The organism is Mesorhizobium sp. BR1-1-4 (genome assembly GCF_020165375.1).
GTDB classification, from domain to species: Bacteria; Pseudomonadota; Alphaproteobacteria; order Rhizobiales; family Rhizobiaceae; genus Mesorhizobium; species Mesorhizobium australicum.
The window spans coordinates 448,270-466,748 of sequence record NZ_JAIUIB010000005.1 but is presented as its reverse complement, the minus strand read 5'-3'; the positions used below and the strand labels follow the sequence as shown (position 1 = coordinate 466,748).

The 18,479-nt window shown below is 63.3% G+C and carries 18 protein-coding genes; 9 read left to right on the top strand and 9 right to left on the bottom strand.

Annotation, left to right across the window (positions count from 1 at the left end):
* The first annotated feature begins 1 nt into the window (after window position 1).
* Together LB571_RS13980 and LB571_RS13975 are read left to right on the top strand one after the other, a co-directional pair.
* The gene (locus LB571_RS13980) at window positions 2-760 is read left to right on the top strand and encodes a copper homeostasis protein CutC (RefSeq protein WP_181172938.1); all 759 of its coding nucleotides are present in this window, start codon (window positions 2-4) and stop codon (window positions 758-760) included.
* Complete coding sequence (locus LB571_RS13975) at window positions 757-1,245, top strand: GNAT family N-acetyltransferase (protein ID WP_140821971.1); 489 nt, start codon at window positions 757-759, stop codon at window positions 1,243-1,245. Before LB571_RS13980 ends, LB571_RS13975 begins: the two co-directional genes overlap by 4 nt.
* A gap of 123 nt (window positions 1,246-1,368) precedes the next feature.
* Here LB571_RS13975 and LB571_RS13970 read toward each other — a convergent pair whose 3' ends face one another.
* From LB571_RS13970 to LB571_RS13955, 4 genes are all read right to left on the bottom strand, one after another.
* Complete coding sequence (locus tag LB571_RS13970; RefSeq protein ID WP_224595172.1) at window positions 1,369-2,391, bottom strand: acyltransferase family protein; 1,023 nt, start codon at window positions 2,389-2,391, stop codon at window positions 1,369-1,371.
* Window positions 2,392-2,646: 255 nt separating this feature from the next.
* Window positions 2,647-3,444 carry an FAD binding domain-containing protein gene (locus LB571_RS13965; protein ID WP_224595168.1) on the bottom strand — a complete coding sequence of 266 codons (798 nt, stop codon included), beginning with the start codon at window positions 3,442-3,444 and terminating at the stop codon, window positions 2,647-2,649.
* Window positions 3,445-3,558: 114 nt separating this feature from the next.
* Window positions 3,559-5,904: a xanthine dehydrogenase family protein molybdopterin-binding subunit gene (locus LB571_RS13960; RefSeq protein WP_140616038.1), complete on the bottom strand. Its 2,346-nt coding sequence runs from the start codon at window positions 5,902-5,904 to the stop codon at window positions 3,559-3,561.
* A gap of 104 nt (window positions 5,905-6,008) precedes the next feature.
* Window positions 6,009-6,509 (bottom strand): (2Fe-2S)-binding protein, encoded by a 501-nt coding sequence (locus tag LB571_RS13955; protein WP_224595165.1) that lies wholly within the window; start codon window positions 6,507-6,509, stop codon window positions 6,009-6,011.
* A gap of 311 nt (window positions 6,510-6,820) precedes the next feature.
* Between LB571_RS13955 and LB571_RS13950 the strand changes: the two genes are divergently transcribed.
* Complete coding sequence (locus LB571_RS13950; RefSeq protein ID WP_041163431.1) at window positions 6,821-7,957, top strand: FIST signal transduction protein; 1,137 nt, start codon at window positions 6,821-6,823, stop codon at window positions 7,955-7,957.
* Between the two features lie 14 nt (window positions 7,958-7,971).
* Entirely contained in the window at window positions 7,972-9,312 is a 1,341-nt protein-coding gene (locus tag LB571_RS13945) for a hybrid sensor histidine kinase/response regulator (RefSeq protein WP_140714914.1), read from the top strand.
* A gap of 13 nt (window positions 9,313-9,325) precedes the next feature.
* Here the strand turns inward: LB571_RS13945 and LB571_RS13940 are convergent, their stop codons facing one another.
* Window positions 9,326-10,009, bottom strand: a complete 684-nt coding sequence (locus LB571_RS13940; RefSeq protein WP_015317499.1) for a response regulator — start codon at window positions 10,007-10,009, stop codon at window positions 9,326-9,328.
* 230 nt (window positions 10,010-10,239) lie between these two features.
* On the opposite strand from LB571_RS13940, the gene LB571_RS13935 reads away from it, so the two are divergent.
* Both LB571_RS13935 and maiA read left to right on the top strand, forming a co-directional pair.
* Complete coding sequence (locus LB571_RS13935) at window positions 10,240-10,935, top strand: fumarylacetoacetate hydrolase family protein (protein ID WP_224595162.1); 696 nt, start codon at window positions 10,240-10,242, stop codon at window positions 10,933-10,935.
* Between the two features lie 3 nt (window positions 10,936-10,938).
* Window positions 10,939-11,589 (top strand): maleylacetoacetate isomerase, encoded by a 651-nt coding sequence (gene maiA / locus LB571_RS13930; RefSeq protein WP_224595160.1) that lies wholly within the window; start codon window positions 10,939-10,941, stop codon window positions 11,587-11,589.
* A 4-nt stretch (window positions 11,590-11,593) separates the two neighbouring features.
* On the opposite strand, the gene LB571_RS13925 is transcribed toward maiA, so the two are convergent.
* On the bottom strand, window positions 11,594-12,838 hold the full coding sequence (locus LB571_RS13925) for an MFS transporter (RefSeq protein WP_224595150.1): 1,245 nt from the start codon (window positions 12,836-12,838) through the stop codon (window positions 11,594-11,596).
* A 99-nt stretch (window positions 12,839-12,937) separates the two neighbouring features.
* On the opposite strand from LB571_RS13925, the gene LB571_RS13920 reads away from it, so the two are divergent.
* Both LB571_RS13920 and LB571_RS13915 read left to right on the top strand, forming a co-directional pair.
* Window positions 12,938-13,399, top strand: a complete 462-nt coding sequence (locus tag LB571_RS13920; protein ID WP_140873594.1) for a winged helix-turn-helix transcriptional regulator — start codon at window positions 12,938-12,940, stop codon at window positions 13,397-13,399.
* 110 nt (window positions 13,400-13,509) lie between these two features.
* Window positions 13,510-14,553, top strand: a complete 1,044-nt coding sequence (locus tag LB571_RS13915) for a zinc-dependent alcohol dehydrogenase family protein (RefSeq protein ID WP_015317494.1) — start codon at window positions 13,510-13,512, stop codon at window positions 14,551-14,553.
* Window positions 14,554-14,565: 12 nt separating this feature from the next.
* Here the strand turns inward: LB571_RS13915 and LB571_RS13910 are convergent, their stop codons facing one another.
* A complete protein-coding gene (locus tag LB571_RS13910; protein ID WP_140873593.1) occupies window positions 14,566-15,456 on the bottom strand; it encodes a DMT family transporter in 891 nt (296 codons plus the stop codon).
* A gap of 107 nt (window positions 15,457-15,563) precedes the next feature.
* Between LB571_RS13910 and LB571_RS13905 the strand changes: the two genes are divergently transcribed.
* Window positions 15,564-16,964 carry a PLP-dependent aminotransferase family protein gene (locus LB571_RS13905; protein WP_140616030.1) on the top strand — a complete coding sequence of 467 codons (1,401 nt, stop codon included), beginning with the start codon at window positions 15,564-15,566 and terminating at the stop codon, window positions 16,962-16,964.
* A gap of 232 nt (window positions 16,965-17,196) precedes the next feature.
* On the opposite strand, the gene LB571_RS13900 is transcribed toward LB571_RS13905, so the two are convergent.
* Both LB571_RS13900 and LB571_RS13895 read right to left on the bottom strand, forming a co-directional pair.
* Window positions 17,197-17,694 carry a MaoC family dehydratase gene (locus tag LB571_RS13900; RefSeq protein WP_140616028.1) on the bottom strand — a complete coding sequence of 166 codons (498 nt, stop codon included), beginning with the start codon at window positions 17,692-17,694 and terminating at the stop codon, window positions 17,197-17,199.
* A 259-nt stretch (window positions 17,695-17,953) separates the two neighbouring features.
* Entirely contained in the window at window positions 17,954-18,382 is a 429-nt protein-coding gene (locus tag LB571_RS13895) for a phasin family protein (RefSeq protein WP_140616026.1), read from the bottom strand.
* Window positions 18,383-18,479 lie beyond the last annotated feature (97 nt).

Below are 18,479 nucleotides of genomic sequence, written 5' to 3'. Positions count from 1 at the left end.
CTTGACCCCAAAAATTCGCCCGCCGCTTATAGAAATCTGTGTCGAAGGCATTGATGGCCTGCTCGCCGCGCAGGCCGCCGGCGCCGACCGGATCGAACTCTGCGCCAGCCTTGTCGAAGGCGGCACCACGCCGAGCCTCGGCACCGTGCGCGCCGCTCTCGACCAGGCGACCGTGCCCTTTCATGTCATGGTGCGGCCGCGCGGCGGGGATTTTCTCTACAGCGAGACCGAATACCGCTCGATGCTTGCCGACGTCGCCGCGCTTCGCGAACTCGGCGTGCCCGGCGTGGTGTTCGGCTGCCTGAACGCCGACGGCGCCATCGACGAGCAGCGCATGCGCGAATTGACAGAGGCGGCGGGCCCCTTGAACGTCACCTGCCACCGCGCCTTCGATATGACTCGCGATCCGGCCGAAGCCCTGGAAGCGCTGATCCGCTGCAGGGTTGGCCGCGTGCTGACCAGCGGCCAGCGCGACACGGCGATCGAAGGCCTGGCATTGCTGCAAGAGCTGGTCCGGCTGGCCGGCGAGCGCATCATCATCCTCGGTTGCGGCGGGCTCGATCTCGGCAATATCGCCGAGGTGCGCGCAAGGACTGGCCTGGCCGAAATGCACTTCGCCGCCCTCAAGGACGTGTCGAGCGCCATGCGCTACCGCAATCCGAAGGTCGGCATGGGCGGCTCCGATCTCGACCGCGAATATCGCAACACGCTGACCGATACAGCGCTGGTGGCGGCGACAATCGCGGCGGCCAAGGCATGACCTCGCCCATTGACCGCATTGCGCAGGCCGACGAAGCGGCAATACTGGCGCTCAACAACGAGCACGCCGCCGAATTGTCGTGGCTTGAAGCCGAACGGCTGTCGTTCCTGCTCGCCGAGGCCTTTTACGCGCGCCGCATCGGCGATCTCGAAGCCTTCATCATGACCTTCGACCAGGATGCCAACTACGACAGCCCGAACTTCGTCTGGTTTCGCGAGCGTTACATCAGCTTCATCTATGTCGACCGCGTCGTCGTGGCGGCGCACGCAAGAGGCCGCGGCCATGCTCGCCGGCTCTATCGGGACCTGTTCGACCATGCGCGGAGCGCCGGTCACGCGCTGGTCACCTGCGAGGTCAACACCGACCCGCCCAACCCCGCCTCGGATGCCTTCCACGCCGCACTCGGCTTCGCCGAAGTCGGCGACGCGGTGATCCACGGCGGCAAGAAAGCGGTGCGCTATTACGTCAGGCAGATCGCCACCTGATCGGTGGCACCCGCCGACTCACCTGGACGTTGCCCCAACCCGGAGACAGCTAAGCGCTATTTGGCGAAAAGGACCTCGCCGTCGTGCGGCTATCGTCTGGCGACTATCAAACCATCGGGCAGCTCACCAATTGCGGTTGAGCCATTCGCGTGCTGGGCGCTCGATCAGGTAGTAGCTGCAGAGCGCGCAGGCAAAAACCCCGGCCAGCATCGGCCATGGATTGCTGCCCTGCTCGTAGACGAATTTGTAGAAGGGCTGCTGCCACAGATAGAGCGAATATGACCATACACCCAGCATCGTCATCGGCAGGGACGACAGCCATCCGGACAAGAACCGCGTGCTGAAATCCAGCGCGTTGACGGCGATCGCCAGCAATGGCACCGCGGCCAGGTAGTGGATCGGTGTCGGCACCGAGTCCATGAACAGGCAAACCGCGCCGACGGCCGCCGCAACGGCGACATAAGGCCCCTTCAGCAAGGTCGGCAGCTTGCCGTCCGCTTTGAGCAGGCAGATCGCGGCCGACAGCAGGATCGAGGCGATGTGCACGTCGGTGCGCCAGTACGTGGTCTCATAATCCATGTGCAGGAACCAGTAGGAAACCGCGCCATTGACCATGGCCACCAGAGCCAGGACCAGCAGCAGCGGGATGACACGGCTGCGGCTGGCAACGACCGCGCTGATCGCCGCCAGGATGATATAGGCATGTTCTTCGATGCAGAGCGACCAGATGTGGTCGAGCGCGCCGGCCCGATTCAGGAGAATTCCGGCATAGTTGTAGGTGAAGGTCAGCGCCGTCAGGGCCGCCTTCCATTTGAAGGCGATGAACGTGCCTGAGAGCGCGATCATGGCGACGATGACAAAGACCAGAAGCGCCGGATAGATGCGCGAGAACCGGCGTTTGAAAAATTTCTTCAGCGGATAGCGTTCGATGAACAGGATTTCGGCCATCAGCCGGCCGCTCAGCACGAAGAAGAATTCGACGCCCAGCACGCCCAGATTGATCCCGGGAACGGGAAAAAAATGCCCAATCAGCACGAGCGCGATCGACAGACCGCGCCAGCCATCGAGATAGGCCAGTCTTGTCCTGGCCGGTCGCTCGACGATCGCTCGGGGCGGAGCCAGATGGGTCGCGGAAATTTCGGACATGCCGATCCCTTCGCATTGTAATGCGAAAGGCACGGCTATTCCCGAACCCGGCTCGCATTCCCGCCCTGATCTATACTGCAGCGCAATATAAGTTTGTGCAAGTGCGAGATTGCCGCCGATGCATGTCCCCCGCAGCATGGGCCGGAATTGCTTCAAGCAAGGATGGGGACGTGGCCGACGGGAACTAGGCCTACGGTCGCCGGGAATGAAAACGGGCCGTGACAGCCCGTTCCCCCGTCCGTAATCGATCTTGCGTCAGGCGTTGGCTGCCGCCACCGCGCGCTTGGCCATGACTGTGATCAGGTTGGCACGGTAGTCTGATGAAGCGTGAATGTCGCTCATCAGGTTCTTCGCCGGAACTTTCACACCATTGAGCGAAGCGACATCGAAGCTCTTGGCAAGTGCTGCCTCGATCTCCTTCGAGCGGAAGACGCCGTCGTCGCCGGCGCCGGTGACGGCAACACTGACGCCGTCCTTGCCCTTGGCCACGAACACGCCGACGATCGCGTAGCGCGAGGCCGGATTGCGGAATTTTTCGTACGCAGCCTTCGCCGGTGCCGTAAAGGAGACCGCCGTGACGATCTCGCCGTCCTTCAAGGAGGTTTCGAACAACCCCTTGAAGAACTTGTCGGCTGACATCTCGCGCCTGTTGGTGATGATGGTGGCGCCGAGCGCCAGAAGTGCTGCCGGATAGTCCGCCGCCGGATCGTTATTGGCGATCGAACCGCCGATCGTGCCCTTGTGGCGTACCGCCGGATCGCCGATCAGCGACGCCAGATGGCCAAGTGCCGGGCAGGCCTTGCGCAGCTTCTCGTCATTGGCGACGTCGAAATGCGTGGTGGCAGCGCCGATCGTGACCGTCTTGCCCGACACCTTGACCCCCTGCAGTTCCTTGATGCGGGACAGGTCGACCAGATCGGATGGCGCCGCCAGCCGCGTCTTCATGGCGGGGATCAAGGTCATGCCGCCGGAAAGCAGCTTGGCGTCGCCGCTCTTCACGAGCTTGGCGGCTTCAGTGACCGAGGCGGCACGGTGATAGTTGACTGCGTACATGGGATCCTCCCCCTAAGTGGTTAGTCAGCAGTGAGTAGTCAGTAGGGAGTAGGGAATGGCCGCTGCCGGAGGTGGCCCGCTGCCCTATCCGCAACTCACTACTTCCCTAGTCACTCATTTCGCCGCGCGGATCGCGGCCCACACGGTGGACGGTGTGGCCGGCATGGCGATATCGACGATGCCGATGGCGTCGGTGATGGCATTGATCACTGCCGGCGGTGAGCCGATGGCACCGGCCTCGCCGCAGCCCTTGATCCCGAGCGGGTTGCTCGGACATGGCGTGTTCGACGTCGAGACCTTGAACGACGGCAGGTCGCCGGCACGTGGCATGGTGTAGTCCATGTAGCTTGCCGTCAGCAGTTGCCCGCTGGCGTCGTAGTGAGCGCCTTCCAGCAGCGCCTGGCCGATGCCCTGGGCGATGCCGCCATGCACCTGGCCTTCGACGATCATCGGATTGATGATGTTGCCGAAATCGTCCGCAGCCACGAACTGGACGATCTCGGTCGTTCCGGTTTCCGGATCGATCTCGACCTCGCAGATATAGCAGCCCGCCGGGAAGGTGAAGTTCGCGGGATCGTAGAACGCCGTTTCCTTCAGGCCTGGCTCCATGCCGGCCGGCAAATTGTGCGCGGTATAGGCGGCCAAAGCCACCTGGAACCACGGCAGGCTCTTGTCGGTGCCGGCGACCTTGACCTCGCCGTTCTCGATGACGATGTCGCCCTCGTCGGCTTCGAGCAGGTGGGCGGCGATCTTCTTGGCCTTGGCCTCGACCTTGTCGAGCGCCTTGGCAATCGCCGACATTCCGACCGCGCCCGAGCGCGAGCCGTAGGTGCCCATGCCCATCTGCACCTTGTCGGTGTCACCGTGGACGATCGACACCGAATCGATTGGCACCCCGAAACGCTGGTTGACCAGTTGCGCAAAGGTCGTCTCGTGCCCCTGCCCATGGCTGTGCGAGCCGGTCAGCACCTCGATCGTGCCGACGGCGTTGACCCTTACCTCAGCGGATTCCCACAGGCCGACGCCGGCGCCGAGCGAGCCGACCGCCGCCGACGGCGCGATGCCGCAGGCCTCGATGTAGCAGCTCATGCCGATGCCGCGCAGCTTGCCATTCCTGACCGAATCCGCCTTGCGCCTGGCAAAGCCGGTATAGTCGGCGGTCTTCATCGCCGCATCGAGCGAAGCGCCATAGTCCCCGGCGTCATAGTTCATGATCACCGGTGTCTGGTGCGGAAACGTGGTGATGAAATTCTTGCGCCTAAGGTCTGCCGGCGAGACGCCGAGCTCGCGTGCCGCCGCTTCCATGGTGCGTTCCAGAAGATAGGTGGCTTCCGGCCGCCCTGCCCCGCGATAGGCATCGACGGGTGCCGTGTTAGTATAGACAGTGCGCACATTGGCGTGGATGGCCGGGATGTCATATTGGCCCGACAGCAGCGTTGCATAGAGATAGGTTGGCACGCAGGACGAGAACAGCGACATATAGGCGCCGAGATTGGCGATCGTATCGACCTTGAAGCCGGTAATCCTGTTGTTCTTGTCGAATGCCATTTCCACCGTCGAGACGTGGTCGCGGCCATGCGCGTCGGTGAGGAAGCTCTCGGTGCGATCGGCGACCCATTTCACCGGCACGCCGGTCTTCTTGGAGGCCCACAGGCAGACGATCTCTTCCGGGTAGATATAGATCTTGGAACCAAAGCCGCCGCCGACATCCGGCGCGATCACGCGCAGCTTGTTTTCGGGCGCGACATTGTAGAAGGCGCTCATCACCAGCCGCGCGACATGCGGGTTTTGCGATGTCGTCCAGCAGGTGTAATGATCCTCGGCCTTGTCGTAATGGCCAAGTGCGGCGCGCGGCTCCATGGCGTTCGGCACCAACCGGTTGTTGACGATCTTCATGCGGGTGACATGCGCCGCCGCCCCGATGGCGGCGTCCGTGGCCTTGGCATCGCCGATCTCCCAGTCGAAGATCAGGTTGTTCTCGGCCTCGGCATGGACCTGCGGCGCACCCTTTTCGAGTGCCTTTGTTGCGTCGACGACCGCCTTCAATTCCTTGTAGGTGATCTCGACCGCCTCGGCCGCATCGCGTGCCTGGCCCTTGGTTTCCGCCACCACCACCACGACCGCATCGCCGACATAACGGACCTTGTCGACTGCCAGCGGCGACCATGCGCCCATCTTCATGGGCGTGCCGTCCTTGGAATGGATCATCCAGCCGCAGATGAGGTTGCCGATGCCGTCGGCCTTGAGTTCCTTGCCGGTCAAGACGCCGATGACGCCCGGCATGCCTTGAGCCGCTTTCACGTCGATCTTCTTGATCTGCGCATGGGCGTGCGGGCTGCGCACGAAGGCCGCATGCTTCATGCCGGGCACCACCATGTCGTCGACATAGCGGCCGGCGCCGGTGATAAACCTTTTGTCTTCCTTGCGCGCGACCCGAGCGCCGACACCTTCGATACCCATGCAGAGATTTCCTCCCAAAAAATGAATAGGAAGTAGTGAGCAGTGAGGACAGCCGCCGGTTCAGACCGATTACTGACTACCGACTACTCCACTCCTCTTTTCCCTCACGCCGCCTGCTTCGCCTTGCCCCTGGCCCCCTTCGACATCGTCGTCGATGCGGCGAGGATGGCTTTCACGATGTTGTGGTAACCTGTGCAGCGGCAGATATTGCCTTCGAGTTCTGCCCGCACCGTGGCCTCGTCGAGGCCTTCGGGGTGGCGGTTGATCATGTCGGTCGCGGCCATGATCATGCCCGGCGTGCAAAAGCCGCATTGCAGACCATGATGTTCCTTGAAGGCTGCCTGGACGGGATGCAGGTCGGCGCCGTTGGCCAGGCCTTCGATCGTAATCACGCTCGACCCCGAGGCCTGGACCGCGAGCATGGTGCAGGACTTCACCGCCTTGCCATCGACATGGACGACGCAGGCGCCGCATTGCGAAGTGTCGCAACCGACATGAGTGCCGGTCAGGCCGAGGTTCTCCCGCAGGAAATGGACGAGCAGCGTTCGATCCTCGACGGCACCGCCGACCCGCTTGCCGTTCACCATCAACGAAACGTCCGACATAGCCCCTCCCTGGGTGTCAACCTTGGTCTTACGCTGCCGACGCGCCGCTGGCACTTCGGCCACGTGCTAGTCGTACACCGCACAACGCACAAAAAACAGCACGACGGAAAAGGCGGATCATTGTACTTTCGGTCATGGCCAGGGCACCAAAGTGCATTCCTCCGGCCCCATTGCCAAAACGCCTTCTGGCGGCAACAATGCCCTCGTCGCCCGCGCGCCAGAAGCACTTGAAAAGCCGCGCACAAGAAGGCGTCGGAGGAAATGCGGGAGGACCGCCGCTGACAAGTTCACGGACGCGCTACGCATGCGGCTTGTCGGCGCTGACCACGGACCAGCCCGACCCGGATGTCTTCGCACGAGCGGTAGCCGCCGAGGCCGCCGCCATCAATGCCGGCTTTGCCCTCGTGTTCTTTTCCCAGAGCCTGATCGAGGCCGGCGCCCTGTCACGGGCACTCTCGGCCCACGCGCCGTGTCTCCACCATGCTGGCTGTTCCACCGCCGGCGAGATCACGCCGCAGGGGCTCGAGGAAGGCCATATGCTGGCGATGCTGCTGCCCTCGGCGTCCTTCACGGCGGTCAGCACGATGATCGACAATCTGTCGACATCGGGCATGGACAGGATCACCGAAGAGGTCGAGGCCCTGCGGCGCACGCTGCGCGCCCGGCTCGGCGGCGAGCAGACCAGCAACACCTTCGCGCTCTGCTTCATCGACGGGCTGTCCTATGCCGAGGAAGCGGTGAGTTCGGCCATCCACTGGGGTCTCGACGACATACCGCTCCTCGGCGGCTCGGCTGGCGACGATTTGAAATTCGAGACGACGCGTCTGATCTCGAACGGCAGGGTCACCTCCGACAGCGCCATCATCGTGCTGGTCGCCACGGAAATTCCGTTCCACGTCTTCAAGACCGACAATTTCGTTCCCACCGACGAAAAGCTGGTGGTGACCGCGTCCGACCCGGATCACCGCGTCGTGCGGGAATTCAACGCCACCAATGCGGCGGAGGAATATGCCGCTTCGGTCGGGATCCTCCCACAGACCTTGACACCGTTGAGCTTCGCCTCGCATCCAGTGGTGGTGAAGGTGGGCGGAGAATATTACTGCCGCTCGATCCAGAAGATGCACGCGGATGGCTCGCTGTCGTTCTTCTGCGCCATCGACGACGGTGTCGTGCTGTCGATCGCCCAGCCCAAGGACATGGTGGACGCGACACGAGCGGCATTGCGCGAGGTCGAGGAAAGGCTGGGCGGCATCGATATGATCCTTGGCTTCGACTGCGTGCTGCGCCGGCTGGATGCGCGCAACCGCCAGGTCTTTCGTGACATTTCGGAACTCTACCGGATCAACAATGTCATCGGCTTCGGCACCTATGGCGAACAATACCGGTCGATGCACCTCAACCAGACTTTCACCGGCATCGCTTTCGGCGACCGCCAGGCGGCTGAATAGGGCGGCGCAACAGCATGCCGCTCAGGAACATAAACGATCTCGACAGGCTGAAGAAGATCAACGCCGCCCTGGTCAGCCGCGTCGAGCGCTCGATGGACCAGCAAGGCAATGCCTTTTCGCTGTTCCAGACGGCGATCTCGTTGGAAAGCCGGGTGCGTACGCGCACCGAGGAACTGCATTCGACGTTGCGGCGGCTGGAGCAGTCGAACATCGATCTCAGCGCCGCCAAGGAAAACGCCGAACAGGCGAACCTGTCCAAGACACGGTTTCTGGCTGCGGCCAGCCACGACGTGCTGCAGCCGCTGAACGCCGCCCATCTCTCCGTCTCAGCCCTTGCCGAGGTGCAGACCAGCGAAGAGGGAAAGAAGCTCGTGCGGCAGGTCGAGCGCTCGCTGGAAACGATGGAAGACCTGCTGCGCACCTTGCTCGACATCTCCAAGCTCGACGCCGGCGTGGTTCAGCCCGACATTGGCGACGTCAGCCTGGAGGCGCTGTTCTCGTCGCTGCGCTCGGATTTCCAGCCTGTGGCGGAATTGAAGGCGCTGTCGCTGAAATTCCGGCCGGTCAATGCCGTGGTCCGCTCGGACAGGACGCTGCTGCGCCGCATCCTGCAGAACATCCTTTCCAACGCGCTGGGCTATACGCGCTCGGGCGGCGTCCTTGTCGGCACACGCCATCGCGGCGACACCATCCGCATCGATGTCGCCGACACGGGCTGCGGCATCCCCGAGGATCAGCGCGAAGCGGTGTTCGAGGAGTTCCATCGCGGCACCTTGCCGGCTACCGCCGAACTCGACGGCGGCGGTCTTGGGCTGGGGCTCGCCATCGTGCGCCGCATGGCCGGCGCGCTCGGCCATCCCGTCACGTTTTCATCCAGGGTCGGCCGCGGTACCATCTTCCACATCGATGTCCCCGTCGGCCTCGGCGCGCCGGCCGACGCCATCGCCAGCGCCGCCAGCATGGAGCGGCCGCGCGGCTACGGCCTGTTCGGCACCAAGGTGCTGCTGGTCGAAAACGACGCCGAAGTGCTGGAAGCCATGACCTTCCTGCTCGAACGCTGGCAGTGCCTGGTACGCGCGGCGACCTCCACCGCCGATGCGCTGGACATGCTTGGCGACACCGACTGGCTGCCCGACATCGTCATTGCCGACCAGCATCTCGACGGCGGCGATCTAGGCACCGCCACCATATCGGAGGTCCGCGACTATCTCGGCCGCGCCGTGCCGGCGCTGATCGTCACCGCCGACAGCTCCGAAGCCGTGGCCAAGGCAGCACGGGCCGGCGGCATCGAACTGATGCGCAAGCCGGTGAAGCCGGCGCAGCTAAGGGCACTGCTGGCGCATCTGCTGGCATAGCGGGAGGGTTGGTTCAAAACCCTACCTGATCCCGGAACAGCTCGGCGCTGTCCAGCTTCGACACCTCGATCACCGCTTGCGTGCGGCTATACACATTGAGCTTGCGCAGGATCTCCGACACATGCGCCTTCACCGTGGTCTCGCCGACCTGCAGCTCGTAGGCGATCTGCTTGTTGAGCAGGCCCTGGCGCAGCATCTGCAGCACGCGCAATTGCTGCGGCGTCAGCTTGGAAAGCCGCTGCACCATATCGGCGCGATCGGTGCTGTCCGCGCCCGGCGGCAGGCCCTCATAGGTTTCAGGCACATAGATCGCGCCGTCCATCACCGAGCGAATGGCGGCGGCGAGATCGCTCTTGCGCGCCGATTTCGGAATGAAGCCGGCAGCGCCGTAGGACAAGGCCTCGGAAATGATGCGAGGCTCCTCATAACCCGACACGATCACCACTGGCAGGCGCGGATAGCGGGTCCTGAGCTGCAACAACCCCTCGAAGCCGTGCACGTCGGGCATGCTGAGGTCCAGAAGCGCAAGGTCGAAAGGCTTTGCGTCGGCCAGCAAGTCCAGCGCCTCGGCGATCGAGCGCGCTTCGACTGTGTCGACCTCGGGATAAGCCATTTGAACGGCGCTGTGCAGCGCCTCGCGAAACAGCGGATGATCGTCGATGATAAGGAACCGGACGCGATCGGTAGGGGCTGTCATAGGGCTCGTTCCGGTTTACCGGGCACACCATAGTCTCCTGACCATGGCCGGATTATTGGCAAATAGTCTATCGCCGTCGAACAGGTTTCATCGCTGCAAAAAAATGATCGGAAGCCTGAATTCCTTATACAGCCTAGGCGAAGCCCATGCTTTATCAAAAGCGACGCCTTGCCCGCCCCTGGAAATCGGCCGAATGTGCCGCCGACTCCCCGCCAAACGCAGAGACCGCCATGACCGCCTTTGTCCTTCCCGCCCCGCCAACGCCTTCCGTCGCCATTGCGGGTTCCGGCGAACGCTTTGCCGTGCGGCGCATTTTCTGCGTCGGCCGCAACTATGCGGCACATGCGCGCGAGTTCGGCAATGACGATCGCGATCCGCCTTTCTTCTTCACCAAGCCGGCCGACGCGGTGGTCGATTCCGGTACTGATATCCCCTACCCGCCGCTGACGGAAAACCTCCACTTCGAGATCGAACTGGTGGTGGCGATCGGCACCTCAGGCTTTCGCATTTCCCGCGACAAAGCGCTGGACCATGTCTGGGGCTATGGCGTCGGCATCGATCTCACCCGCCGAGATCTCCAGGATGTCGCCAAGAAGGCGGCGCGGCCCTGGGACTGGTCGAAGGCCTTCGACCGTTCCGCGCCCTGCGGCCCGCTGGTCGCCGCACGGAAATCCGGGCACCCGGCCAAGGGACGCATCTGGCTCGCCGTCGACGGCGCGGTGAAACAGGATGCCGACCTCGCCGAACTGATCTGGCCGGTATCGGACATCGTCTCGATCTGCAGCGAAGGCGTGGAATTGCAGGCTGGCGACCTGATCTTCACCGGCACGCCCGCCGGTGTCGGCGCGATCAAGCCGGGTGAAACGATATCAGGCGGTGTCGACGGCATCGGCACGATCGAACTGACCATCGGCCAGCGGAAGTGACGCATGAGCGACATTGTCCTGCACAACTACTTCCGCTCCTCCACCTCGCACCGGGTGCGGATTGCCCTGGAGATGAAAGGGGTGGGCTATGACTACATCCCGCATCACCTGCGCCATGGCGAGCATCTGGAGGCGGCCTATCTCGCGGTCAATCCGCAGGGGCTGGTGCCGGCACTGATCTGGAGCGACGGCATGCTCCTGACGCAATCGCTGGCGATCATCGAGTTTCTCGACGAGACCATACCTGAACCCCCGCTATTGCCGAAGGATCCGCCGAGCCGGGCACGAGTGAGAATGCTGGCGCAGATGATCGCCTGCGACATCCACCCGGTGAACAATCTGCGCGTGCTGACTTCGCTGCGCACCCTGTTCGGCGCCGGCGACCAGGATGTCGCCAACTGGTTCCGGCATTGGGTCAATGAAGGATTTGGACCGCTCGAAAAATTGCTCACCGCGTCGCCCGAAACCGGCACATTCTGCCATGGCGAGGCGGCGGGGCTGGCCGACATCTGCCTTGCCGCGCAAGTCACCAGCAACGCCCGCTTTGGCGTCGACATGACGCCCTACCCGACAATCGCGCGCATCAGCGCCGCCTGCATGACGCTACCCGCCTTCCAGAAAGCCGCGCCACAGAACCAGATTGACGCCGAGTAAGATCTCACCGGCCAACGCGCAGTGTCAGCGCCCAGAACAATAACGCCATCAAGCCGATGCTCGCCCCCAGCAACGAGACCCCGCTCCAGCCGGCCGCGGCATAGGCCATGGTCGAGGCGAGCGAGCCGAGCGCACTGCCGACCGAATAGAAGATCATGTAGCCGCCGACCAGCCGGCTGCGCGCATCCGGCCGGCGGGCGAAAATCAGGCTCTGGTTGGCAACGTGGACGGCCTGGATTGCCAGATCCAGCATGACGATGCCGGCGACAAGCAACCATAGCGACGTGCCCATGAAGGCGATCGGCAGCCAGGCCGCGGTCATCATAAGCAGGCTGAGGCCAGTGACCAGTTGACCATGCCCGCGATCGACAAGGCCGCCTGTCCATCGCGCCCCCAGCGCGCCGGCGACACCGGCAAGGCCGAACAGCCCGATCGCAGTGTGCGACAGTGAAAACGGCGGCGCGCTGAGCGGCAGCACCAGCGGTGCCCACAGCACGTTGAAGCTGGCGAAGATCAATAAGGCGAGCACCGCGCGCACGCGCAGCAGCGGTTCCCGCACGAACAGCAGCATCATCAAGCCCAACAGCCTAATGTAGGATGTGCGCGGCCGCTCTGCCTCGTGGCGCGGCAGGATGGTGTGGAGAACAACCGCCATGACAAGTGTAAGTCCTGCCGAGACAAGATACACCCAGCGCCAGCCGGCGAGATCGGCGACGACGCCGGCAACAAAGCGGGCAAGCAGAATGCCTGTTATGACGCCGCTGGTGACGGTGCCGACCGCCCGCCCCCGTTGCGACGGCGCGGCGAGGTCCGCCGCGTAGGCAACCAGCACCTGCACCATGACGGCAAGCAGCCCCACAGCCGCGAGGCTCGCCAGTAGCATCGCCGCGTTCGGCGCGAGTCCAACGGCTATCAGCGCCACGGCCGAAAGGATCGCCTGGCCGGCAATCAGCTTGCGGCGGTCGAACAGATCGCCCAGCGGCACGATGAAGAACAGGCCAAGAGCATAGCCAACCTGCGTGACCGTCACCACGATGCCGATCGAGGCCCGCGCGATGGCAAAATCATGCGCCATGGCGTCGAGCAGCGGATGGGCGAAATAGACATTGGCGACGCTCAGGCCACAGGCGATGGCGAAGACCAGCGCGGTCATTCCGGACAATCCCGGTGATGATTCTGGCGTAACCTGCCCCGGCTCTTCGCGCTGCTCCACCTTCGTTGGCGCGCCGTTCACCACCTGTATATTCATGCTGCTCTCCACAAAAGGTTTCAAATTGAAACCACTTGTGGAATAAACAGAACAGTTTTATCTTGCAACCGAAATGAAGAAGCTGGACCAACGAAAGCCATGGTGAAACGAACGAGCCACCAGAGTGCGGATTGCCTGATCGCGCGACCGTTGGATGCGATCGGCGACTGGTGGTCGCTTCTCATCGTGCGCGACGCGTTCGACGGGCTGCGACGCTTCGGCGAGTTCCAAAAGAGCCTCGGCGTTGCCAAGAACATCCTGTCGGCGCGGCTCCGAAATCTGGTTACGCACGGCATCCTCGAAACCGTCCCGGCCCCCGACGGCAGCGCGCATCATGAATATGTGCTGACGCAAAAAGGACGCGGCCTGTTCTACGTGCTGGTCGCCTTGCGGCAGTGGGGCGAGACCTATTTCTCCGGTCCGGGCGAGCCCTACACCTTCATGGTCGACACGGAGAGTGGCCGGCCGATAAGGCGTCTTGAAGTGCACGCAGAAGACGGCCGCCTGCTTGCCCCCGGTGACACCCGGCTTGCCGATTTCCGCAACCAGGAAAACGGCTGACCGCAGGGTCCGCAGGCTGGCCAGCCTGGCGGAATCGATTTCCGCTTGACCGAACAGGGAATCGGCTATCGTTTCCCGCAGTGAGTGTCGTCTCAAGGGTGGAATGAACGATGAAAGCCGTCGTCTTCGAGAAATTCGGCGAAGCGCCGACGATCCAGACCGTGCCAGACCCCAAGCCGGCGGCCGATGGCGTCGTCATCAAGGTCGAGGCGACCGGGCTTTGCCGCAGCGACTGGCACGGCTGGATGGGCCACGACGCCGATATCCGCCTGCCGCATGTGCCGGGCCACGAACTGGCCGGCGTCGTGGTTGCCGCCGGCAAGCACGTCACCCGCTGGAAGGCGGGCGAACGCGTCACCGTGCCGTTTGCCGTCGGCTGCGGCCACTGCTTCGAATGCACATCAGGCAATCACCAGGTCTGCGAACACCAGTCCCAGCCTGGCTTCAACACCTGGGGCTCATTCGCCGAATATGTCGCTATCGAACACGCCGATACCAATCTCGTGCGCCTGCCCGACGAAATGGAATTCGCCACCGCCGCCAGCCTCGGCTGCCGCTTCGTCACATCGTTCCGCGCCATTGTCGATCAGGGCCGGGTAAAGCCCGGCGAATGGGTGGCGGTGCATGGCTGCGGCGGCGTCGGCCTGTCGGCAATCATGATCGCCAGTTCGATGGGCGCCAACGTCATCGCCATCGACCTCACCGAGGAAAAGCTGGACTTCGCCAAACAGATCGGCGCCGTGGCGACCATCAACGCTTCGACGACGCCGAACGTCGTCAAGGCCGTCAAGCAGATCACCAATGGTGGCGCTCACATGTCGATGGACGCGCTCGGCCATCCGACGACGTCCTTCAACTCGATCGCCAACCTGCGCCGGCGCGGCCGTCACGTGCAGGTCGGCTTGATGCTGGGCGAACACGCCCGCCCGCAGGTGCCGATGGACAAGGTGATCGCCTTCGAACTCGAAATCCTCGGCAGTCACGGCATGCAGGCCTATCGCTACCCCGCGATGATGGAGATGATCCGCCACGGCAAGCTCAAACCCGAACTGCTGGTCGGCAAGAAAATCAGCCTCGACGAAGCGCCAGCAGCCTTGATGGCGATGGGCGGCTTCGAGGGTATCGGCATTGGGGTGGTGACGAAGTTCTCGTGAGGGTAGGCATCGCTATGCAGCCGCACGACGCGGCAAATCCTGCTTGGCAAACTTCTTCGCGCCGAAAACGCAAAGCACCACGCCAAGCGTGACGACGATCATCATCGGGCTGACCTGTTCATGCAGCAGCGTCGCCGCCAGTGCGAGCCCGAAGAACGGTTGCAGAAGCTGCAACTGCCCCACCGCCGCAATGCCGCCTTGCGCCAGGCCTCGATACCAGAACACGAAGCCGATCAGCATGCTGAACAGCGAGACATAGCCAAGGCCAATCCAGGCATTGGAGCCTACGCTGGCGAAGGATAGCGGCAGGGTCGCAAAGGTCAGCACCAGCATGACCGGCAGGGACAGCACCAGCGCCCAGCAGATCACTTGCCAGCCCCCGAGCTTGCGCGACAGCGCGGCACCCTCGGCGTAGCCAAGGCCGCAGGCGACGATGGCCGCAAGCATCAGTCCATCGCCGACCGGCGAAGCCGTCACGCCTTGCGCAAGCGCGAAGCCCGCCACCAGCGCACTGCCCAGGCATGAGAACAGCCAGAAGGCCGGCCGAGGCCGTTCGCCGCCGCGCAGCACGCCGAAGATCGCGGTCGCCAGCGGCAGCAGGCCGACGAAGATGATGGAGTGGGCCGAGGTGACATGCTTCAGCGCCAATGCCGTCAGCAAGGGAAAGCCGACGACCACGCCAAGCGCAACGATGACGAGCGACAGCAAGTCATGACGCCCGGGGCGCTTCTCGCGGAACACAAGCAGCAGCGCGAGACCGAGCAGGCCGGCAATGACCGCGCGGGCCGACGTCAGGAATATCGGGTCGAGATCCATCACCGCCACGCGCGTCGCCGGCAACGAACCGCTGAAAATCAGCACGCCGATAAATCCGCTCACCCAGCCGCTCGCCGTCTTGTCCATCGCAGGCTCCGTTTGTTTCGCTCCTCTATGGGGCCCGCGGCTATGGCGCCACCAGAGACAATGCAGTACAATTCGATAAAACTGTCATGGTTTTCTGGAAGGTACAGATGGACGAAGCAGTGAGGCTCGACAGCGGCGGAACTCTCGTCGAAGGGGTCATGGCCGCCATCCGGCAGCGGATTGCCGCGCGCAGCCTGACGCCTGGAGCAAGGTTGCCCTCGATCCGCGCTTTCGCCAAATCCATGCAGGTGTCGAAATCCACCGTGGTCGAGGCCTACGAACGGCTTGCCGCCGAAGGCGCGATCCGTTCGCGGCCCGGTTCCGGTTTCTATGCCGCCGGGTCGCTGGCACCGCTGTCGCTCGCCGAGATCGGTCCCCGGCTCGACCGTGCCGTCGATCCGCTCTGGGTCTCGCGCCAGTCCCTGGAGGCTGGCGACGAGGTCCTGAAACCCGGCTGCGGCTGGTTGCCGGCTTCATGGATGCCACAGGCCGGGCTGCGCCGGGCATTGCGCACTGTCGCGCGTGCCGACGATGTCGCGCTCGCAGATTACGGCACGCCGCTCGGGCTGCCGCCGCTGCGGCAATTGCTGGCGCGGCGCATGGCCGGGCACGGCATCGAAGCCTTCCCCGACCAGATCATGCTGACGGAATCGTGCACCCAGGCCATCGACCTGCTCTGCCGGTTCCTGATCGAGCCGGGCGACACCGTGTTGGTCGACGATCCCTGCTACTTCAATTTCCATGCTCTGCTGCGCGCCCACCGCGCCAAGGTCGTCAGCGTGCCCTACACGCCATCGGGGCCGGACATCGAGCTGTTCGCCCAGGCGCTGGCCGAACACCGGCCGCGCCTCTACATCACCAACTCGGCCATCCATAACCCGACCGGCGCGATCCTGTCTCCGGTGACGGCCCATCGTTTGCTCAAACTGGCCGACCAGTCGGATCTGACCATCGTCGAGGATGATATCTTCGCCGATTTCGAGCACATTCCCGCCCCAAGGCTAGCGGCGTTCGACGGCCTTAGTCGCGTCGTCCAGATCGGCAGTTTCTCCAAGACGCTGTCGGCGTCGGTCCGCTGCGGTTTCATCGCCGCGCCCCGTGACTGGATCGAGGGGCTGACCGACCTCAAGATCGCCACGACGTTCGGCGGCGGACGGCTGGCGGCCGAACTTGTGCTGACGCTGCTGAAAGACGGCAGCTACCGAAAGCACATGGATTTGCTGCGCGCCCGCCTTTCGCGGGCCATGGGCGAGACCAGCGCCCGGCTGAAGGCGATCGGCATTACGCCCTGGATCGAGCAGCCGGCTGGGCTGTTCCTGTGGTGCACCCTGCCGGAAGGCGTGGACGCGGCCGAAATCGCCCGCAGTGCGCTCGCCGACAACATCGTGCTGGCGCCCGGCAATGCGTTCAGCCTGTCGCAGTCCGCCAGCCGCTTCCTGCGCTTCAACGTCGCCCAGTGCGCGGACGAGCGGATTTTCAAGGCGCTCGAAACGGCGATGACTCGCTGATATGGGAACCACCAAGTCAGCAGACAAATAAGCCGCGACAACACCTCGTTGTTGCGGCCTTCTGCCCCATCAAATCAGACCATCCATGAAACGGCAGAACGCCGCCAAATCTCACCATTTGCGCGGATGCTCAATCATGCCTTTTCCGAAATGCCATACCCAGATCTGGGCCTATTCCTTGCCGCACAAGAACAGCTGAAGGAAATGACGCAAGGAGCCTGGCGGGCGCCGTTCAGGCCCCTGCCCGTTTGCGGCGCTCGTAGAGCATGACGAGTGTTTCAGCCATCAGCGCCGGCTTTTCCTCGCCTTCGATCTCGACCGTGTTGGCTGCCTTCATCAGATACTGGCCCGGGCCTTTGTCGTCCATGGAAAGCAGCGTCGTGCGCAGGCGAATGCGTGCGCCGACCTTGACCGGCGCCAGGAAACGCACCTTGTCGAAACCATAGTTGAAGGCGGCCTGCGTATTCTCGGGCACGATACCCATTTCAAGGGCCAGCGCGCCGATGATCGACAGTGTCAGATAGCCATGCGCGATCGTGGTGCGGAACGGGCTTTGCCGCCGCGCCCGTTCAGGATCGACGTGGATCCATTGATGGTCGCCCGTGCATTCGGCGAACTGGTTGATACGGTTCTGGTCGACCGTGGTCCATTCCGAGACGCCGAGCTCCTGTCCGGACATCGTTCTCAGCTGCTCGTAGGTTGGCGGCGTTTTAGGCCGTACTTCCGTCATGCCTGCTTTCCCGATCGCTTCCAAAGCTTCCGGACCACGAACCGGCGGCCTCTGTCAATTCGTCCCTCGCAAATCCGTTCCGGCGGATTCGCGCTCACTCGTGCCACGTCTTGCCATGCGATGGCAGGCGAATTGGGACTTTTTCGACCTTTCAGACTGCCGGGAGCTTATGGCGTGGCGCTAATGCAACTGTGCGAAAGGTTACGGAATCGGGAACGGGGTGTGCCCGGCCGAGAGCGGAACGACAGCCCATGAGAACCTACTTCTGCCCGTAACCGGCGCGGACCTCCTCCATCGCCTCCTTGATGCGTGCGCGCAGGATGTCGATCGATTCGGTGCCTGATTTCCTGGCTAGCTCAGCCACTTCACCGGCGTTCTTGAGCGCCGCCTCAAAGGATTTTCTGGCAAACTCGGTCTGCTTGGCCATCAACTCCTGCGGATTGCCCGGTGCGCGGTAGCTCTGCGCCATGTCGGCGATCTCGCGCAGCGTGTCCTGCAGCATTTCGCGTTGCCTAGACAACAGCGAGGACGTCCCAGCCGCCCCGGCACGCGCGGATTTCTCCAAAGCTTCGAGATTCTTGCGGTGATGCGCAAGAATCGCTTCGACATCCACATTCGGCACCTTCAGGTCACGGCCGAACCTGCCGAACATTTCCATGAAAGAATCGGATTCCGATTGTCTGGCCATGATTGTCATCTCCCCTTTGCCGCGATCGCGGACGCCCTCATCGAGGAGAATAGCACTCGAACGTCTCGTGTCCATTTCGAACACGGGCCTAGGCGAT